Origin of the sequence: Phenylobacterium sp., from assembly GCF_004299445.1 — a bacterium.
GTDB lineage: Bacteria > Pseudomonadota > Alphaproteobacteria > Caulobacterales > Caulobacteraceae > Phenylobacterium.
The window spans coordinates 17,909-36,409 of the sequence record NZ_SCTC01000059.1 but is presented as its reverse complement, the minus strand read 5'-3'; the positions used below and the strand labels follow the sequence as shown (position 1 = coordinate 36,409).

Annotated in this window: 16 protein-coding genes; 12 read left to right on the top strand and 4 right to left on the bottom strand. The window is 68.5% G+C overall.

Annotation, left to right across the window (positions count from 1 at the left end):
• Positions 1-233: 233 nt before the first annotated feature.
• Both EPN98_RS16565 and EPN98_RS16560 read left to right on the top strand, forming a co-directional pair.
• Positions 234-779, top strand: a complete 546-nt coding sequence (locus tag EPN98_RS16565) for a S26 family signal peptidase (RefSeq protein WP_293364020.1) — start codon at positions 234-236, stop codon at positions 777-779.
• The gene (locus tag EPN98_RS16560; protein WP_293364019.1) at positions 779-1,630 is read left to right on the top strand and encodes a cell wall hydrolase; all 852 of its coding nucleotides are present in this window, start codon (positions 779-781) and stop codon (positions 1,628-1,630) included. Before EPN98_RS16565 ends, EPN98_RS16560 begins: the two co-directional genes overlap by 1 nt.
• Here the strand turns inward: EPN98_RS16560 and EPN98_RS16555 are convergent.
• Positions 1,627-2,313, bottom strand: coding sequence for a hypothetical protein (locus EPN98_RS16555; RefSeq protein ID WP_293364018.1), 687 nt, complete (start codon positions 2,311-2,313; stop codon positions 1,627-1,629). The genes EPN98_RS16560 and EPN98_RS16555 overlap by 4 nt on opposite strands.
• 259 nt (positions 2,314-2,572) lie before the next feature.
• Here EPN98_RS16555 and mobQ point away from each other — a divergent pair, with 259 nt between their 5' ends.
• From mobQ to trbB, 3 genes are read left to right on the top strand one after another with little or no spacing between them, the layout of a single operon-like run.
• Positions 2,573-4,069: a MobQ family relaxase gene (mobQ, locus tag EPN98_RS16550; protein ID WP_293364017.1), complete on the top strand. Its 1,497-nt coding sequence runs from the start codon at positions 2,573-2,575 to the stop codon at positions 4,067-4,069.
• 13 nt (positions 4,070-4,082) lie between these two features.
• Positions 4,083-6,059, top strand: coding sequence for a type IV secretory system conjugative DNA transfer family protein (locus tag EPN98_RS16545; RefSeq protein WP_293364016.1), 1,977 nt, complete (start codon positions 4,083-4,085; stop codon positions 6,057-6,059).
• Between the two features lie 27 nt (positions 6,060-6,086).
• A complete protein-coding gene (gene trbB / locus EPN98_RS16540) occupies positions 6,087-7,046 on the top strand; it encodes a P-type conjugative transfer ATPase TrbB (protein ID WP_293364015.1) in 960 nt (319 codons plus the stop codon).
• Between the two features lie 27 nt (positions 7,047-7,073).
• On the opposite strand, the gene EPN98_RS16535 is transcribed toward trbB, so the two are convergent.
• Together EPN98_RS16535 and EPN98_RS16530 are read right to left on the bottom strand one after the other, a co-directional pair.
• Positions 7,074-8,021 carry a nucleotidyl transferase AbiEii/AbiGii toxin family protein gene (locus tag EPN98_RS16535; RefSeq protein ID WP_293364014.1) on the bottom strand — a complete coding sequence of 316 codons (948 nt, stop codon included), beginning with the start codon at positions 8,019-8,021 and terminating at the stop codon, positions 7,074-7,076.
• Positions 8,011-8,607, bottom strand: coding sequence for a hypothetical protein (locus EPN98_RS16530; RefSeq protein WP_293364013.1), 597 nt, complete (start codon positions 8,605-8,607; stop codon positions 8,011-8,013). The genes EPN98_RS16535 and EPN98_RS16530 overlap by 11 nt, the downstream gene beginning before the upstream one ends.
• A 615-nt stretch (positions 8,608-9,222) precedes the next feature.
• On the opposite strand from EPN98_RS16530, the gene lspA reads away from it, so the two are divergent.
• From lspA to EPN98_RS16505, 5 genes are all read left to right on the top strand, one after another.
• Positions 9,223-9,612 carry a signal peptidase II gene (gene lspA / locus EPN98_RS16525; RefSeq protein WP_293364012.1) on the top strand — a complete coding sequence of 130 codons (390 nt, stop codon included), beginning with the start codon at positions 9,223-9,225 and terminating at the stop codon, positions 9,610-9,612.
• Positions 9,613-9,774: 162 nt separating this feature from the next.
• A complete protein-coding gene (locus EPN98_RS16520; protein WP_293364011.1) occupies positions 9,775-10,413 on the top strand; it encodes a cation diffusion facilitator family transporter in 639 nt (212 codons plus the stop codon).
• Complete coding sequence (locus tag EPN98_RS16515; RefSeq protein ID WP_293364010.1) at positions 10,403-12,382, top strand: FTR1 family protein; 1,980 nt, start codon at positions 10,403-10,405, stop codon at positions 12,380-12,382. Before EPN98_RS16520 ends, EPN98_RS16515 begins: the two co-directional genes overlap by 11 nt.
• Positions 12,383-12,397: 15 nt before the next feature.
• A complete protein-coding gene (locus EPN98_RS16510; protein ID WP_293364009.1) occupies positions 12,398-14,674 on the top strand; it encodes a class I SAM-dependent methyltransferase in 2,277 nt (758 codons plus the stop codon).
• A 50-nt stretch (positions 14,675-14,724) separates the two neighbouring features.
• Positions 14,725-15,243 (top strand): MAPEG family protein, encoded by a 519-nt coding sequence (locus EPN98_RS16505; protein WP_293364008.1) that lies wholly within the window; start codon positions 14,725-14,727, stop codon positions 15,241-15,243.
• 30 nt (positions 15,244-15,273) lie between these two features.
• Here the strand turns inward: EPN98_RS16505 and EPN98_RS16500 are convergent, their stop codons facing one another.
• Positions 15,274-15,537, bottom strand: a complete 264-nt coding sequence (locus EPN98_RS16500; RefSeq protein ID WP_293364007.1) for a GDCCVxC domain-containing (seleno)protein — start codon at positions 15,535-15,537, stop codon at positions 15,274-15,276.
• A 459-nt stretch (positions 15,538-15,996) separates the two neighbouring features.
• On the opposite strand from EPN98_RS16500, the gene EPN98_RS16495 reads away from it, so the two are divergent.
• Together EPN98_RS16495 and qatA are read left to right on the top strand one after the other, a co-directional pair.
• Positions 15,997-16,398, top strand: a complete 402-nt coding sequence (locus tag EPN98_RS16495; protein ID WP_293364006.1) for a helix-turn-helix domain-containing protein — start codon at positions 15,997-15,999, stop codon at positions 16,396-16,398.
• A gap of 148 nt (positions 16,399-16,546) precedes the next feature.
• Positions 16,547-18,499, top strand: coding sequence for a Qat anti-phage system ATPase QatA (gene qatA, locus EPN98_RS16490; RefSeq protein WP_293364005.1), 1,953 nt, complete (start codon positions 16,547-16,549; stop codon positions 18,497-18,499).
• Positions 18,500-18,501: the final 2 nt, after the last annotated feature.

The following is an 18,501-nucleotide window of genomic DNA, read 5'->3' as shown; positions in this document are numbered from 1 at the left end:
TCGAAGGTGGTGGTGGCCACGCCCCAGCACGAGGTGAAGTCCCTCGATCGTCCCGAGCACAACGAGGCCGGCGACGAAGACTGAGGCTCCCGACCCGCCCGGCATACGCCGGGCGGGTCTCTTCAGTCGGGACGTGCAGAAGGCCTCGCCTTGAGGTGCGATTTCTCCTAAAAAGGGCCGTGTCGGACGGCGCGGGGGAGGGCGCCTTGAAGCCGGCCGATCGAGAACGCCGCATGTCCAGTCGCCTTTCGCGCGCCACCCTGCCGTCCCTTCGCCCCCTGCTCGGCGCAGGCCTCGCGCTCGCCCTGGTCATCGCGCTGGCGAGCTCATTCGGCCCGATGCTGCTATGGAACAGGACCGAGAGCGAGCCCCTCGGACTCTATGCGCGGACGGGCCAGGCGCCGGACGTGGGCAGCCTGATCGCCTTTCCCGCCCCGGCCGCCGCCTTCCCTTACGCTGACGGCCGGATGGGCTACCTCCGGCACATGCCGATCCTCAAACAGGTCGCGGCCGCCGAGGGAGACCTCGTCTGCACTCAGGGCTCCAGCCTGGCCGTGAACGGCCGCCGCCTGGCGCCGATCTACACGGTCGATCTACGCGGTCGGCGACTGCCGCAATGGCGCGGCTGTCGCCGTCTGGGCCCGGGCGAATTCTTCGTCTTTTCCAACCGCATCCCCAACAGCTTCGACAGCCGCTACTACGGCCCGGTGAGCGCCCAGCAGGTGCTTGGCGTCTACCGGCCGTTGTGGGGCGCGTCCGAGGCCCCTGGAGCCCTCTGATGGATCCTGCTGCTCTCGCGGGCCTCTGCGCCCTCCTGGCCCGTGGCGCGACCGCCCAGCCGCTTCCCGCCGGGGTCAGTTGCCCGCCGCCGGCCGCCGCCGCGCCGCGCCTGACGCCATCGCCGCGCGCGCCGGTCCCTGCGTCCAGTATGGCGACGCAGCTAGCCGATCCAATGGCCCGCGAGGCCATCACCCGGGTCGCCTACGCCGAGGCGGCGAACCAGGGCGACTCTGGCCTCGCCGGCGTGGTCTACACGATCCTCAACCGCCTTCAGGACGGCCGCTGGGGCGGCACGGTCGAGGCGGTGGTCAACGCCCGCGGCCAGTTCGAGCCGGTGATGCGGGCCGGCGGTTCCTGGCGCAACCTTCGGCCGGTGTCGGACGCCCAGCGGGCCCGGATCGACACCATCCTCAACCTGGCGCTTGACGGCCGGCTGCCGGACCTGACGAACGGCGCGCGGTTCTTCCAGAACGCCTCGATCGTGGCCGCTCGGGAAGCGGCCGGCACGGTGTCGCCGGGCCTGACCAATTTTGGCGGCGCACCGGCCTCGGCGATGATCGGCGACCACACCTTCTATGCCGAAGCGGGGAGGGGAGGGGGCGGCGCCAGATCCGCGCCGCAGGCCCCGGCGGCGGCCGCCCCGCCGATGGTCATCTTCGTCGGCGCGAACCGGGCCGCCGAGCGCTCGGCGCTGCTACCCAGGACGCTGGATTCCTCCGCTGTCCCTGCGCCCCTCGTGGCCCCCGAAGAGGCCGCATCTCCGGCTCCGGAGATGGCGGTTGCGGTCGATCCGGCGCGCGTGATGTTCATCCTTCCGGACGGCCGCGGAAGCGATCGCGGCCGGCGCTAGGACGGGGCCTCCCAGACGCCGTCCAGGTCTGCATAGTCGGGGTCGATTTCGCCGGGGTTGAGACCGTCATCATCGTCGTCGGCGAGCGCTGCTTGGGCCATGGCGTCGAAGTCCGGGAGGACCTCGCCGGCGGCGGCCAGCGCGGTCTCGGCGTCCTCGTCGAGATCGCCGCCGGGCCGCAACGGCAGCGGCGCGTTGCCGAGGAGTTCGCGAACGGTGAGCCGGTCGCGCACACGCTCGACGCGCCGGTCGAGAATGTCGACCAGGCGCTCGAGCAGGGCATCGCGATCCTCGACCTCGAAGTCGGCGGCTTCGGCCAGAAGGGCGCCGCCGATGATGATCTTGCCCCGGGTCTCACGCTTGCGTTGGTTGATCGCCCAGAGCGCTTCGAGGCGTTCGACCCGGGCCTTGAGGACAGCGAAGCGTTGGACGTCGTCTTCGATCTCGTCCAGCGGTGTGACGTGGCGGCGATTGTGGATTCCGACGTGGCCCTGATCCCGGAGCGCGGCCTCGAGCTCCTCCAGGCGCAGGGTGAGGGCCTCTTCTTCGGACAGGCGGCGACCGGCCTTGCGGTCGGCTTCGCGGGCGGCCCAGAGCTCCTTGCGGCGCTGCTTCTGGGCGTCGGTGCGGGGCCGGTATTTGGAGCGGCGGGCATTGCGGCGGCGCTTATCGACGGTCGCCATGACACGCACCATCCGTGGCGAAAAAGAACGTGATGGGCTGCCTCTACCAAAATGCGGCGGGATGGTCGATAGTGGTCGGCAGAGCAGTTTGTGGACAATGGCGCATATACCCATCGGTTGGGCTACGCCCACCGACGGATGCGGTCAGGCTCCGCCCGACACCCTCAAACCCCGCTGCGGCCGGCGACGGCCGGGGTTTGAGCCAAGGGCCAGGGCCCTTAGCGATCCGCCGGCCAAGCCGGCCTGAAGAGAGTGCAGCGTGGCGTCATTCCTGTGCCAGGTTCAGACCATCCAAAGGGCCGCCGGCCGGTCCGCCGTGGCGGCGGCGGCCTATCGGTCGGGCGCGGCGCTGGTCGACGAACGGCTGGCGATGGAGTTCGACTTCGCCAACAAGGATGGCATCGAGCACGCCGAGATCATGGCGCCCGAGACGGCGCCGGCGGCGCTGCAGGACCGCGAGCGGCTGTGGAACGCGGCCGAGGCGGCGGAGTCCCGGCGGGATGGGGTGCCGGCCCGGGAGCTGCTGGTGGCCTTGCCGCATGAGCTCGACTTCGAGCAACGCCGCGAACTGGTCCGGGCCTTCGTCCAGGAGCACCTAGTGGCCAAGGGGATGATCGCCGACATCGCCATGCACCGGCCAGGGAAGGAGGGCGACCAGCGCAATTTCCACGCCCATATCCTGGTGACCACGCGGCGGGTCGGGCCGAAGGGACTTGGCCTGAAGGACCGCAGCTGGCGCACGCCCGAGCAGGTGCGGGAATGGCGTGCGGGCTGGGCCAAGATCCAGAACGAACACCTGCGTCGACACCTGGGTCCGAACGCGCCGCAAGTCTCGCATTTGAGCCTCGCGGAGCGCGGCGTGGACCGCGCACCGACGGTGCATATGGGACCGGCGGCGACGGCGCTGGAGCGCAAGAACATCGCCTCCGAACGAGGCGAGCAGAACCGTGACGTGCGGGCCCGCAACCGCAAGGTTCGCGAGGTGCACGTGGCGCTGGAGGAGACCATCGACAAGCTCGCCGCGCGCGAACCGATCATCCTGGTTCCGGTGCCGAAACTGGTGACCGACGCCGCGAAAGTCCGCGACGATTTGGTTGCGCAGCGAGACCAATGGGCGCGGGATCGCGATGCGCTTACGCCGCCGAAAGTGCTGACCGAACGCCAGGCCGAGCGTGAGCTGACGGCGGAGGCGGCGATCGCTCTGAAGGGCGCACGGGCGCGTCTGCAGCACACCGAACAGCGGGTCAAAAAGACCCGCGAAAAGCGTCTGCGATTGGTCCAGTGGATCCGCAATCCGGCGCGGATGATCTGGGCCAAACATGCCGAGCTGAACGCCCTGGCACGGGCCCGGGGAGACATTCGGCGCCACGAGGCGGCGCTGCAGGTTCGCCAGGCCTGGGCCCGCTCGGAGGCCGGTCTGGCGTTCATTGCGGCGCGACGTCAGCCGAGCGTCGCGGCTGCGGCTGATGTCGCCCGGCAACGCCGCACGCTGGAGCGAAAGATCAAGCGGATGGACAAGCGCATCGTCACCGCGACGCGCACCTACAACGACCTGCGCGTCGCCCATGAGCTCGGTCAGGTGGCGTTGAGCGTGCCGCGTACCTCGCCCGACGCGACACGGTTCGTGCGCGATGTCGGGACGCCGGCCAGGGCGGCGATCCAGGCCTATCCAGCCCAGGCGCGGCAGCTGGCGGTGGAACGGCTGAACCGAGGGCAGGGGCGGTCGATCGGCCGCAACCTGTTCCCCGGCCGGTAGAGGAGCGCGTGCGATGACCAAGGCCCAGAAGGCGCGCATCCTGCTCCCGGTGACCGCGGTGCTGCTGCTGCTGGCGGGGTCGTTCTCGACGCAATATGTGGCGCATGTCTTCCACTATCCGCGCGAGTTCGGCCCGGGACTGTTCGACGTCGGAGCGGTGCGGATCTATCCGCCCTGGGCCTTTATCGGCTGGTACGGCCGCTATGCGCGAACCTATCCCGACGCCTTCGAGATGGCGGCCTTGCTGCCGCTGGCGGTCCTGTTCATTCCGGCGATGGCGGCCATCGGCCTGAGCCGTCGCCTGCGGCGCTCGCCGCCGAAGTTCGGCAAGGGCGCCTGGGCGACGATGCCCGATGTCGAGCGGGCCAAGTTGATCCAGGCCGGCAAGCAGCTGAGCGGCCGAGTGCTCGGCCGGTTCGGCGATCGCTACCTCGCCTATCGCGGCATCGAGCACGCCATCATCGTCGGCGCCTCGCGCAGCGGAAAGGGAGCCGGCCACGTGGTCCCGACCCTGGTCTCCTGGCCGGAAAGCGCCTTCATCTACGACCGCAAGGGCGAGCTCTGGCACATCACCGCCGACCATCGAAAGACCTTCAGCCACGTCTTCTATTTCGCGCCGACCGACCCCAACACCGTGCGCTGGAACCCGCTGTTCGAGGTTCGCAAGGGGCCGATGGAGATCGCCGACATCCAGAATGTCGTCGGCATCCTGGTCGACCCGCTGGGCCGCAAGGCCGGCGACCTGAACTTCTGGGACCAGAGCGCCACGGACTTCTTCACCGCGGTGATCCTGCATGTGCTCTACAGCGAGCCGGACGACCGGAAGAACCTGGCCCAGGTTCGCCGGCTGCTGATCAACATCGATGCGACCCTGCACGCTATGCAGCACACGCTGCATCGGCATCGGCCCGACTATCACTCACCCGACGGCAAGGCCCGAAGCCCCGACGGCCAGCCGATCGCCGAGGTGCATCCTGAGGTGCTGCTGGGCGCCACGGCGCTGGCCAATCTCGACGAGCGGGTGAAGTCGAGCGTGCTGGCCACTTGCCGGGCCTCCTTGTCGCTGTGGGCCGATCCGCTGGTCGAATACGCCACCAGCTGGTCCGACTTCTCGATCGGCGACTTGGTGTGCTCGACCGCGCCGGTGAGCTTCTACATGATCACGCCGCAGGCCCACGCCGACCGGCTGGCGTTCCTGGTGCGGGTGTTCACACGCCAGACCATCAACAGCCTGATGGAGAGCGAACACGTCGACAGCCGAGGGCGCAAAAAGCTGCATCGCTTGCTGTTGATGCTCGACGAGTTTCCCAAGCTCGGCAGCCTGCCGTTCCTGGAGAACGCCATGGGCGAGATGGCCGGCTACGGCATCACCGCCCACCTGATCTGCCAGAGCTTCAACGACGTGTTTTCGAAGTACGGCGACCGCACGCCCCTGTTCGACAACATGCACATCACCGCGGCCTTCGCGACCTCGGAGCCGACCAGCATCGAGAAGGTGGTGCGGCGCGCCGGCAAGGCGCTGGAGATGCGCGAGAGCTTCAGCGATCCGCGCACCCTGTTCGGCCGGGCGCATCGCTCGACGTCGCAGTCGGAGCAGCAGCGCTACATCCTCTCCGAGGAGGACGTCCGCGGCCTCGACGACCGCAAGCAGTTCCTGTTCGTCAACAACTGCAAGCCGATCCTGGCGGACAAGATTCGCTACTACGAGGAGCCGTTCTTCCAGGATCGCACGGGCGACTATTTCCACGGTGTGCCGGCCAAGGTCCGGCAATCCCGGGGCCAGGCGGACCTGCCTGGGACAGCGACCATCGACTGGAAGGGGGTGCGGCCGGTGAAGGCCGCGCCCGCGCCGCACGAGGCCATCACACCGATCGCCACGCCGGCCGAGCCCGCCCCGACGGAGGCGATCGACGCCGGCGAGTACATATCAGCGCACTCCATCGAAAACCTGCGGCCCGACGAAGACGACAGTCTGCCCGGCGCCGCCTAGCGCCTTCTCGATTTACCTGGAGTTTCCATGGCCGTTTCGCACCCGATCGCTCAGGACCGCAAGGTCGCGGCGCTGAAGCAGGCCATGGGCCCGGTGATCGCCGCGGCGCTCGCCGACCGAATGGTGGTCGAGGTAATGGTCAATCCCGACGGCAAGATCTGGGTCGACAAGATAGGGGAGGGGCGTTCGTTCACCGGGCAGAGCCTGGCCAGCGCCGACGCCGATCGAATCCTCCGCCTCTTGGCGGACCACGTGGGCGAGGTCGTCACCCGTGACCGGCCACGGGTCAGCGCGACCCTGCCGGAGACCGGCGAGCGGTTCCAGGGCGCCTTCATGCCGATCGTGCCGAGCCCCGCCTTCGCCATTCGGAAACGCCCCGAGGTGGTGTTCACCCTCGACGACTACGTCGAGCAGGCGATCATGACGGCCGGCCAGGCGGCTGCGATCCGCGCGGCCGCGGTGAACCGCGACAACCTGCTGATCGTCGGCGGTACGGGATCGGGCAAGACCACCTTGGCGAACGCCATCCTCGCCGAGCCCGCGTTCGCGACCGACCGCGTGGTGCTGATCGAGGACACGGCGGAGCTACAGTGTTCGGCCGAGGACAAGGTGCAGATGCTGACCAAGCGCACTGAGCCGGTGGTCACCATGACGGATCTGGTCAGGGATACGCTGCGCCTGCGACCCGATCGCATTATCATCGGCGAAGTTCGCGACGGCTCGGCCCTGGATCTGCTCAAGGCCTGGAATACGGGCCATCCCGGCGGGCTGGCGACCATCCACGCCAACAGCGCGCTGGAGGGGCTGACGCGGCTCGAGGATCTGATCGGAGAGGCGACGCCGCGGATTCCCTACCGGGCTATCACCCAGGCGATCAATGTGGTGATCTTCATCGAGCGAGCGCCAAATGGCCGACGGGTAAGGGAGGTCAGCCGGTTGGTCGGCCGCGAGGCGGAAACCTACCTCCTTGAGTCTGTCAGCCTTTAGGGCCGGGGATCGCGAGCGCGTGAATCTTCAGAGGCGCGGCGCCCAGTCTGCGATCTTGGCCAGGATATCGTCGAAGTCCGGCTGACCCCGGAAATAGAGCGCGCCTGAAGTAACGTAGGCCCTCTGCAGTTTCCGACGGACGTCAGGGTCGCTCAGGGCGAAGGCTTCGTTCTCGGCGATGACCGGGTTGTCCGCCTTGGGAAACCGCTTGGCCTTGTGGTCGAGGTAGGCTTGCGTGCCGATGAAGGCTTGGACAGTCGGGTCCTGGAGCAGCGCATAGACGTCGTAATGGTGGCGCATGAAGTTCGGCGGGAACGCGCCGGTCTCTTGCTGCTGGCGGAACTTTGTCGAGATCGCCTGCAGCTTTTCGACCAGGGTGTGGCCAGGGTGATAACAGGCGACGCCCAGGGCGCGGTTGTCGATGACCGCGACCTGGCTGGCGGCGTAGTCGTAGGCCCAAGAGCTGATGTCTCGCGCTTCGTTGGGTGCGACGTCGTCGAATCCCACCTCCAACAGGACCCCGTCCTTCAGGCCCTCGACCGAGCCGTTGGCGCTGGCGTAGGTCAGGCGGATGCCGGCGCTGCGGTATTGCCGGGTGTCGTCGAAGGCCGTGTCGCGTTCGACGGAGGTGATCCCGTCGATCGTGATGGTCTGGGCGAGGCGGTCGTAGAAGTCCTTGCGGCTCCCGATGTGCGCCGGCTTGTCGTGGTTGCGGCCAGTCATCACCGGCGGGTCCGCCGGCGGTTCGATGCGGATGTCGATGTCCTCCGAGAACCGGCTGATCAGTCCGTATCCTTTGGACAGCGAAGTTCCGCCCTTCAATTCGAAGGTCAGGCCCAATTGCTGCAGGCCGTAGAGGCTCTGCATGATCCAATAGTCCTTCTCGACCAGCGCGGGTGCGATGCCCTGGTCGTCGGCGACGATCCGGATCAGATCGGTGAACTGGGGGTGGCTGTGCAGGAAATCACGCGGCATCCTGCGCCCCGACCTCGGCCAGGGCCCGGGCGAAGAACTTCTTGGCCCGTTCGGAGCCGTAGGACTGGGCGGCCCGCTTAACCCGCGCCCGGTCACTGGCGGCCAGGCGCGCCTTGACGCGCCCCAGGACCTCCTCGGCGCTCTCCCCCAACTGGTCGAGATTGTTGACCAGATCGACCAGCAGAAACTCAGCTGTGAGCTTCTTCGGGAAGGCGGGCTTCATCCGGAAGTCATAGGTCCGACCGCCGAGCGCGAACTTGCCGTGGCGCTTGTGGTTATAGACCACGGTCTTGTTGTGCAGCTGGGTCGTCCCGACCCCGAGCGCGTTGTAGGCGTTCGGTGAGGCCAGCAGGAACGGACCGCCCTTCAGGAAGGTCGAGACCAGTGTCTCGTCCCCGGGTGGGGCCTTCCCGAAGGCGGTGTGCTTGGGCGCGTAGTAGAGGCCGCCGGCGAGCTTGGTCAGCACGCCGGCCTGCAGCGCTTCCTTGAGGTGGCGATCGACCGCCGTCGACCATGGGGCCAGATCCGCCCGGCGGTAGGTCTGCCCGGGGCGGAGCTTGGCCTTGAACTGGTCGAACTTGCTCATGGCTCCAATCTAGGCCTCCGAGGCCAGTTTGCAAGGAATGCCATTAAGAATTCATGCAATGTGGATGAGTGTGGGCGCCCCAGGGGTGCGACCTTGGCGTCCTGGGCCACATCGCGTCTAATGGCTGAATGATCCAGTCGACCACTCGTCTTAGCCGCGGCGCGCGCCTGCGGCGCCGGCGGTCGCTGTGGGTCTATGGGGTGATCACCTTAGTCGGCGTCGTCTTGGGTGGTCTCGCGCTACTGATCTTGAAGCCTTAACGCCAATTGGGGAACGTCTTCCCCCAGGGCGGAGCCGTGCGTCTCGGCGCCATTTTCGAGCAGGGACGCCCCCGCGGCCCCCGAGTCGGAGAGCGGCCGGCGGGCGTGCTCGGTCCCGCCGCTAACGCGGCTCCTGCGGGTCCGCCCCTTCGGGCGCCCTTTGGGGCGCCGGCGGCCGCTCGACGGCGCTTCCCGCCACGCGCGGTGCGCGGGCTCCTCGCAGCCTTCATTCTAGGTTTGGCGCCAGGGCGGCTGCGCCCTGACGCGCGACCAGCATGGTCCTAGCGAAACCCGGCGCGCTAGCCCGACCAAGTCGACCGATTAGACCGATACCCGGTCGGCCGGCTTGAGGCTCATGGCGCGGCCGAGCGCGCAGCAGACGCTCGCGCCCTACCTGGACCTGACCCTGTCGCACAATCGCGGGGTGACCTTCGGCCTCTTCAACGCCGCCGGGACCTCCAGCTTGCTGATCATCGGCCTGACGGGCGCCATCGTGGCCGTCCTGGCGGTCTTGATTCTGCGCAGCCGCCGCCTTGTTCCAGCGCTCTGTCTTGGCCTTGTGCTCGGCGGGGCGATCGGCAACATCGTCGATCGGGCGCGCGACGGGGCCGTGACCGACTTCTTGGACTTCCATATCGCCGGAGCGCACTGGCCGGCGTTCAACATGGCCGACATTGGTGTCGTCGGCCTGGCAGGCTTCCTGATCTCCGATCTGGCTTCTGCGCGGCGGCGCAAGCCCGCGTGACGAACTGGGACCGCTCGGTCAGGACTCTTGCGACGGAAGGCCGGCCCCGGCGGCCGGGTTGGGCGGCTGGCGGCAAACCGACCATCGCCCATCGATAGGCGGTCGCTGTTGGGTGAAATCAGGGCTTGATCCTCTACCGACTAGAGGTGTTACGCCAAGGCCATGACTGATGACGCCGACAGCTGCGGATGCCACGGGGATACCGAACGCGCGCAGCACGACCCCGCCTACCGCCGCGCGCTCTGGATCGTGGTCGTGCTCAATGTGGGCTTCGGCCTGTTCGAGATCGTCGGCGGCTTCCTGGCCGGGAGCCAGGCGCTGAAAGCTGACGCCCTGGACTTTCTCGGCGATGGCTCGATCACCTTCGTCGGCCTCCTGGCCCTCGCCTGGACCGAACGTGCGCGGGCGCGGGTGGCCTTGGTCCAGGGCCTCTTCCTGGCCGGACTGGGCGTCGTCGTCATCGGGATGGCGGCGTGGCGCGCTCTGAACGCTATTCCCCCCGAGGCGGAGCTGATGGGCGGGATCGGCATTGCAGCGCTGGCGGTCAACGTCGTGGCCGCCTGGATCCTCTCTCGCTTCAAGGAAGGCGACTCCAACGTCCGCGCCGTCTGGCTGTTCTCGCGCAATGACGCCCTGGCCAATGTCGCCGTGATCGTTGCGGCCGGCCTGGTCTACTGGACGCACAGCGCCTGGCCCGACTTGGTTGTGGCCGCGGCCATTGCGCTGCTGTTCCTGCATTCGGCCACTGAGATCATCAAAGACGCCCGCCGCGAGCTGAACGAACCCGCACATGTCAGCTGATTGCGCGCGCCTGCCCACTTCGATCGAGTGCGGCCTTCGAAGGATACTGCTTCTCAGTCTCATCGTTGTCAGCTGGGCTGTGTTGGCCGGCGGGGCCCGCGCCGAGGCGACGCCCGCGGAGACGATCTGGCGGCTGCTCGACTATGTGGCCGTGGACTATGCGGGCGCCGTCGAGAACGGCCGAGTGTCCAACCCGGCGGAATACGCCGAGATGGTGGAGTTTTCGGGTTCCGTCCGCACCCGCTTGAAGAGTTTGCCCGGCATCGCGTCCAAACCGGGGCTCGAACGCGGCGCCGTCGAACTCGAGAAAGCCATCTCCCAGAAGGCCTCGCCGGCGCTTGTGGCGACCAGGGCGCGGAGCCTGGCTGCCGAGCTCCTGGCGGCCTACCCCGTCGCGCTCGCGCCGCAGGGCACTCCGGACCTTCAGCGTGGCGCGGCGCTCTTCGGCGAGCAATGCGCCTCATGCCACGGCGTGAACGGCGACGGGAAGGGGCCCGACGCCAAGGGCATGGACCCGCCGCCGATCGCTTTCGCCGATCGCGCGCGCGCCGATCACCGCAGTGTCTTCGCGCTCTACCAGGTGATCGATCAGGGTTTGGACGGCACGGCGATGGCGAGCTTCGCCCACCTGCCGGCCGAGGACCGCTGGGCGCTGGCCTTCTATGTGGGCCGCTTCGCTTATGACGCCGAGGCCGCGCAGCGCGGGGAGCGTCTGTGGCGTAGCGATCCCGAGGTTCGCGCGGCGTTTCCAGATCTGGCGGCGATCACCCGTGTTACTCCGGCCAGCTTGGCTGCGACCCTCGGCGCGAAGAACGCGGGGGACCTCACAGCCTTCTTGCGTCGGTCGCCCGAGGTTGTGACCACTCCCTCCGATGGTCCAGTGTTGGACGTGGCGCGGGCGAAGCTCGCCGCGACCGTCAGGGCCTATGCGGCGGGAGACCGGCGGGCGGCCACCGATCTGGCGCTTTCGACCTATCTCGACGGCGTTGAGCCGGTGGAGCCGGCGATCGCCGCCCGCGACCGCGCCCTGCTGGCGCGAATCGAGGCGGCCATGGGCGAGTTCCGGCAGCGCATCGCTCGCGGCGTCCCGGTCGAGGCTGTGCGAGAACAGGCGGTCCTCATCGAGGACTTGTTCGGCGAGACCGAGGCGATCCTCGCGCCGGCCAAGGCCGACATGGCTTCGGCGTTCCTGGGCGCCTTCACCGTGCTGCTCCGCGAAGGCCTGGAAGCGCTGCTCATCGTGGTGGCCATGATCGCCTTCCTGCGCAAGGCTGAGCGGCAGGACGTGCTGGCCTATGTCCACGGTGGCTGGGCGAGCGCGCTCGCCGCCGGCGTCGCCACCTGGGTGGCGGCGACCTATTTGATCACCATCAGCGGCGCGAGCCGAGAACTGACGGAGGGCTTCGGCGCCCTCTTCGCGGCGGTTGTGCTGCTCAGCGTCGGAATCTGGATGCACGGCAAGAGCCAGGCCGACGCCTGGCAGCGCTACATCCGTGAGAAGCTCTCACGCGCGCTCTCGCGCCGCTCGGCTTGGTTCCTGTTCCTGCTGACCTTCGTCGTGGTCTACCGCGAGGTGTTCGAGACCATCCTCTTCTACGCCGCGCTCTGGAACCCTGCGACCGCGCCGGCTGTCCTGGCCGGTGCGGGTGTCGCCGTCGCCGCCTTGGGCGCCGTCGCCTGGATCATGCTGCGGTACAGCCGCAAGCTGCCGATCGGGAAGTTCTTCGCGTTCAGCGCCGCCCTGGTGGCGGTCCTGGCCGTGGTGCTGGCGGGCAAGGGCGTCGCTGCGCTGCAGGAGGCCGGGATGATCAGCGTCTCCGCGGTGCGGGGCTTGCCGCGCATCGAGGTGCTCGGCTTCTACGCCACCCTACAGACGCTGGCCGCGCAGTTCTCTGCGCTGGGCGTGCTGATCGCCGGCTTCCTCCACAACCGTCGCGCCGCCGCGGTCCACGCGGCGGACGCGCCCTAGCGGGGAGGGCGATCCATGGCCGCCCGCCATCCGTCCGTCCGCGGCGCGGCGTCGGCCCGCCCTGAATTCGTGCAGGCTGTCGGCCGGGCCGTCGATCACTACAATGCCGGGCGATGGCGCGCGGCCGAGACCGAAGCCCGCCTCGCCCTTGGCTTCGCGCCTGCCGATCCGTCAGCGCTGAACGTCGTGGCCGGCGTGGCGATGCAGGAAGGGCGGACAGCCGAGGCCCTCGCGCTCTTCCAACGCGCGTTGGCGGGTCAGCCCAAGAACCCGTTCATCCAGTTCAATCTCGGTGAGGCCCATCGACGGGCCCACGCCTTGGCCAAGGCCCTGCCGTACTTCGAGCGCGCCGCAGCGCTGAAACCGGACTTCGCCGAAGCCTTCGCTTTCGCCGCCGAGGCGCTGCGCGGCCTTGGACGGGGGCAGGCGGCCGAACAGCGCTACCAGACCGCGCTACGCCTCTCGCCGAGGTTGCCGGTGGCGCTCAACGGCTACGGCCTCCTGCTCCTTCGGCGCGGTGAGCCGTCCCGGGCTGGGCCGCTCTTCGCCACAGCGCTGGACGGCATGCCCCCAAGCCATCCGATGGCCCCGGGGTTGTGGTCGAACCTCGGGGTGGCCCGCCTGCAGCTCGGTCAGGGCCTCGAAGGCCTCGAAGACCTGGCCCGCGCCGTGGACTTGAGCCCGCAGACGCCGGGCCTGTGGCGCCTGCTGGCCAGCAGCCTGCGGCACACCAAGGTCGCGCCCTCCGGCGAGATGTTCCGGAGCGTCCTGCTGCAGCTCTTCGATCACGACGACGTCAATCCGCGCAATCTGGCTACGGCGACCCTGGCCGTTCTGCGGCAGGACGCTGAGATCGACAGGCTGCTGCACGCCATTGAGGCGCGGCCGGCCGACATCGCGCGGATCATCGCCGAAGACGGCGCAGTCGCCGCGCGGCTGGTCCAGGATCCGCTGTTCCTCGCGTTGCTCGAAGCGGCGCCGATTCCAAGCATTGCGGTCGAGTTGCTCATGGTGCGGCTGCGTGCGGATCTGCTCGCGGCAGCTGTTGAAGCGCCCGAGGCTCTGGACGACGAATTAGCCCTGGCGGCCCGCTTGGCCCGCCAGGCCTTCCTCAACGAGTACGCCTACTTCGTCAGCCCTGACGAACACCGGGGCGTCGAACAGCTCGGCAAGTTGCTCGACCGCGATGACTTGGGCCGCCGTCCGGGCGACGCTGTCCGGATCGCCATCCTGGCGGCTTACCGCCCTCTGAGCACGACCCCGCACGCGGCTAGACTCTTGCGCGATCTCGTTCCGGCCATCGCCGACCTAGTCCGCGAGCAGGTCGCCGAACCGGCGCTGGAGAGGGAATTGCGCGCCGGGTTGGCGGTGCTCAAGGCGGCCACCGACCTCATCTCCGTTGCGGTCCAGCGGCAATACGAAGAGAGCCCCTATCCCCGGTGGACGCGGTGCGGCGTCGGCACTCCGCTTGCCTTCGCCGACGCCGTGCGCATCGCGCTGCCACATCTTGGGGAGGGCCAGGCGCCGGAGGTCGAGCGCCCGCGTGTCCTCATCGCCGGCTGCGGCACCGGACTGGAGACCATGCGGGTCGCCAACACCTACAAGGACGCGTCGATCTTGGCCGTCGACCTCAGCGGCGCGAGCCTCGGCTACGCGATGCGGAAGACCCAAGAATACGGCCTCGCGAACGTCGAGCACCTGCAAGCCGACATCCTCGACCTTCCGGTCCTCACCGAGCGGTTCGATCTCATCGACAGTTTCGGCGTGCTGCACCACATGGCCGACCCGGCCGCGGGCCTGCAGGTGCTGTCGGATCTGCTCAAGCCCGGCGGCCTGCTGTTCATCGGCCTCTACAGCGAGCTCGGACGCCAGGGCGTCGTCGAGGCCCGGGCCCACATCGCCGCCCGGGGCTATCCCGCCACACCCGAAGGGGTCCGCGACCTCCGCCATGACCTGATGGTCCGACCCCGCTCCCCCGAACTGGAGACGGTGTTGAGCCCCGCCTCCGATTTCTGGACCACGTCGGACTGCCGCGACCTTGTCTTCCACGTCAATGAGCATCGTTTCACCCTGCCGCAAGTGGGTCAGCTGCTGGACGACGCCGGCTTGGAATTCCTCGGGCTACAGTTCGGCCACGCCGCGGACCGGACGCGTTTCCTCGCCGAACACCCTGCTCTAGGGGCGATTCAGGACCTCACGGCCCTGCATCGCCACGAGCTGAACCATCCGGAAGTGTTCGGCGACACCTACCGGATCTGGGCGCGGCGCTCGCGCCATCGGCGGCGGCGATGACCCGAACGCCGCAACCGCCCAAGGTGGATCTTCCTCTCGAACAGAGGCGCGTGAGGCGCCGTTCGCTGATCGCCTTCCTGGTCTGCGCTCCGACACTCGCCTTGGTCACCCTCGCTCTTCCGGTCTGGTTCAACTTCCCGACCGGCGTGGCGGAGCGGCTCGCCCTCGTCCTGCGCGCCGACCTGGTCGTGGCGCTCTGGGTGGTGATCGCCATTCGTATGGTGGCGAAGGTCCGGTTCGAGTCGAAGGACGACAACCCCGGCTCCGCCTTCGGCGCGCCCAGCGCCCGACTGGCGGTGCCCGCGGCCTTCCTGCAGAATACCTTGGAGCAGGCGTTCATCGCCATCGTCGGCCATGTCGCGCTCGCCACCGTCGAGGGGGAGGCGCCGATTGCCTACGTCCTCGGCTCCGTGGCGCTCTTCTGTCTTGGCCGCGCGACCTTCCTTCTCGGCTATCCGCACGGGGCCGGCGGCCGCGCCTTCGGCGTCGCCACCACGGCCCTCCCGATGCTCGGGGCCTATGCCTGGGTGATCATCGCCATCGTCCGGGATGTCATCGGGAAGGCTTGAGCGGCGCCCTTGGCGACCCTCCTGGGCAGTCTACGACCTCCAGCCTGTGGAAGGTCGCGGCGGTATCGGCGTCGAGCCGCAGCAGCCTTTTCCATCCTGTTGGACCGGAGGGCAGGGCACGTCCGCATAGGAGCAGAACACGCAGCAGTCGCCGGGCTTGGGTTTGAGGACGGCGCCGCAGCTTGGGCAGTCGAAGAAATACTGGCACGCGTCGGTTGGCATGATCTGGGTCGTCCGGGCTGCGCAGGCCGGGCAAGTAAGGGTGGAGGCGAGCTGCAACGTCGTAGGGGTCATCCGAGGGTCCTGAGGATTGCGAGCAGCCTGGGCTCCAAGAGCGGTTGCCAGGCCAAGGCCGCGAGGGTCAGAAGGGTGGCGACGGTCAGCAGGCCTACCGTCAATCGGGAAGGGACGGCGCATGAACTGGCGCGCGCGCAGGCCCGTCGGCGACGCCAGGTCATCACCCAACCCAGGGCGAGCACCGCCAGCGCGGCGAAGGTCAGCCATGTCCTCTGGCCGGCCAACCACGCGGTCCCGGCGAGGCTCAGACCAGCGAGCGACAAGGCGATCGGGAGCACACAGCACGAGATCCAGGCCAGCAGGGCGGCGCCAGCCCCGACAGCGGCCGCCCAGCCCACGGCGGCTTCGGCCGTTCCGCGGGGGCGCCGCTCACTTCCCAATGACATCCAGACCTCCGTCGCGCTTGATGCTAGTCTGCAACCTGTAGCCACTACAGGAACAAGGACTTTCTGCGCCATGGGACATGGACTGACGCGCGGCCGCCTGGCCGCGGACGCCGGGGTGAATCTGGAGACTGTTCGCTACTACGAACGCGTCGGCCTGATGCCGGAGCCCGACCGCACCAGCGGCGGTCATCGCGACTACCGGCCGGAGCACCGCCAGCGCCTCGTTTTCATCCGGCGCGCGCGCGAGCTCGGTTTCAGCCTGGACGACATCCGCGCCCTGATCGCCCTTTCCGAGCCTGGCCGCCGGACCTGCGCGGAGGTCGAGCCGATCGCCGCGGCCCACCTCTTCGCGGTCCGCGCCAAGATCGAGGATCTCCGCCGTCTGGAGATGGTGTTGGACGACGCCGTCGGCCGGTGCGCCGGCGGCACGGCGCCATCCTGTCCGGTCATCGAGGTTCTTGGCGGTCGCTAGAAGGTGCGGAGCGCCGGCCGCCACAGCCTTGCGCTGGCCCCGACAGGATGTGGACAGCTTTACCACGACAGGCTTAACCTGAACCTGATCGCAGCGGGTGTGGCCACGGCGCTCAGCCTGCCATCCGACGCCTTGCGAGACTTCCCCGTTGACCGTTCGAAGCGACCCGTTCTTCCTCAGCGATCAAGAGACGGCCGTCGACCTCCTCTACTACGAGGCGGTCGCGCGAACGGTTGTGCGCCTGATCCGACAGAGCGCCACCGTGCCGGTGACCATCGGCGTGCATGGCGACTGGGGCGCGGGCAAATCCAGCGTCCTGAAGATGACGTCGGCCGCCTTCGAAGGCGACAAGCGCGTCGTCACCCTCTGGTTCAACGGCTGGGTCTTCGAGGGATTCGAAGACGCCAAGGCTGTGGTGATCGAGACACTGGTCTCGGAGCTGCGCCGCGCGCGGCCGACCTCGACCAAGGTGGCCGAGGCGGCGAAGAAGGTGCTCAAACGCGTCGACTGGTTCAAGGTCGCCCACAAGGCGGGGGGGCTGGCGTTCACCGCTGCAACGGGCATCCCGTCCCCCGATCTGCTGAAGGCGCTCTATGATGGCCTGTCCGGTCTGGTCGCCAACCCCGCCGAGCTGATCACCGCGGAGAACCTCAAGGCGGTGACCGAACAGGCCGGCGGGCTGCTGAAGGCGGCCGATTCCGCGTCCGAGACTGTCCCCGATCAGATGCATGCGTTCCGCAAGGAGTTCGACGAACTCCTCGACGCCGCCGACATCGACCAGCTGGTGGTGCTGATCGACGACCTCGACCGCTGCTTGCCCGAGACGGCCATCGCCACACTCGAAGCGATCCGCTTGTTCCTGTTCGTGCCGCGGACCGCGTTCGTGATCGCCGCCGACGAGGCGATGATCGAATACTCAGTCCGCCGCCATTTTCCCGAGTTGCCGGCCACGACCGGTCCGATGAGCTACGCCCGGAACTACCTGGAAAAGCTCATCCAGGTTCCGTTCCGGATACCCGCCCTCGGTCTGGCGGAGACCCGGGCCTACGTGACGCTTCTGCTCACCCAGCGCGCGCTAGGGGAGGGGGCTCCGCAGTTCCAGGCCTTGCTCGCCGCGGCCCGGGAAGATCTCCGCCGGCCCTGGGCGAGCCGCGGCCTCGATCGCAAGGCGGTCCAGGCCGCCTTGGCGGGCGCCATACCGCCGCCCGTCGACGAGGCCTTGCGCATCAGCGCACAGATCACCCGCCTGCTCACCGACGGGACGCGCGGCAACCCACGGCAGATCAAGCGTTTCCTGAATTCCATGGCGCTTCGGCGCGCGATCGCTGAGGAGCGCGGCTTCGGGGACGAGATCGAGCTACCGGTGTTGGCCAAGATCATGCTCGCCGAACGGTTCGCGCCGGACCTGTATGAACAGCTCTCGCGGCTGGCCGCGGCGGCGTCCAACGGCAAGGTGCCGGCTCTGGCCGCCCTCGAGACGGCGCCGAAGGAGGCCGAAATCGCCGAACCGGCGGGCCGATCTCGCGCCAAATCGACCTCGCGCTCAGCGCCCGAGATCGACGATTGGCTCAAGAGCGACTGGGCCAAGGGCTGGGCCGCCATCGATCCGCCCCTGGCCGACGTCGATTTGCGGCCTTACGTCTTCGTCACCCGCGACAAGCGCAGCTTCTTCGCCGGCGTGATCGCCGCCGACCATCTGGAAGCCCTCGTCGATCGGCTCAGCGGTTCAGCGATGGCTGCGCGGTCGGCCGAGCCGGAGGTCGGCCGGCTCACCGAACCCGAGGCTGAACAGGTCTTCGACGCCCTACAGGCGCGTATCCTGTCTTCTGACAAGCTGGTCACGGCTCCGGCGGGCGTCGCCGGCCTGGCGCTGCTCGCGCGGCTGCGCGCGCCCCTGCAGCGGCGACTGCTCTCCTTCCTACAGGACCTCCCGACCGAGAAGGTCGGCGGCTGGGCGGCGACGAGCTGGGGCGGGGCTTTCGTAGAGCCTGGCCTGGTCGCTGAATTCGCCGCCTTGCAACAGGTCTGGGCCACGACGGCGGGCAGCGCCGGGCTGAAGGCGGCGGCGGCTGCCGCCGCTAAACTCAAGCGGCCGGGCTGATC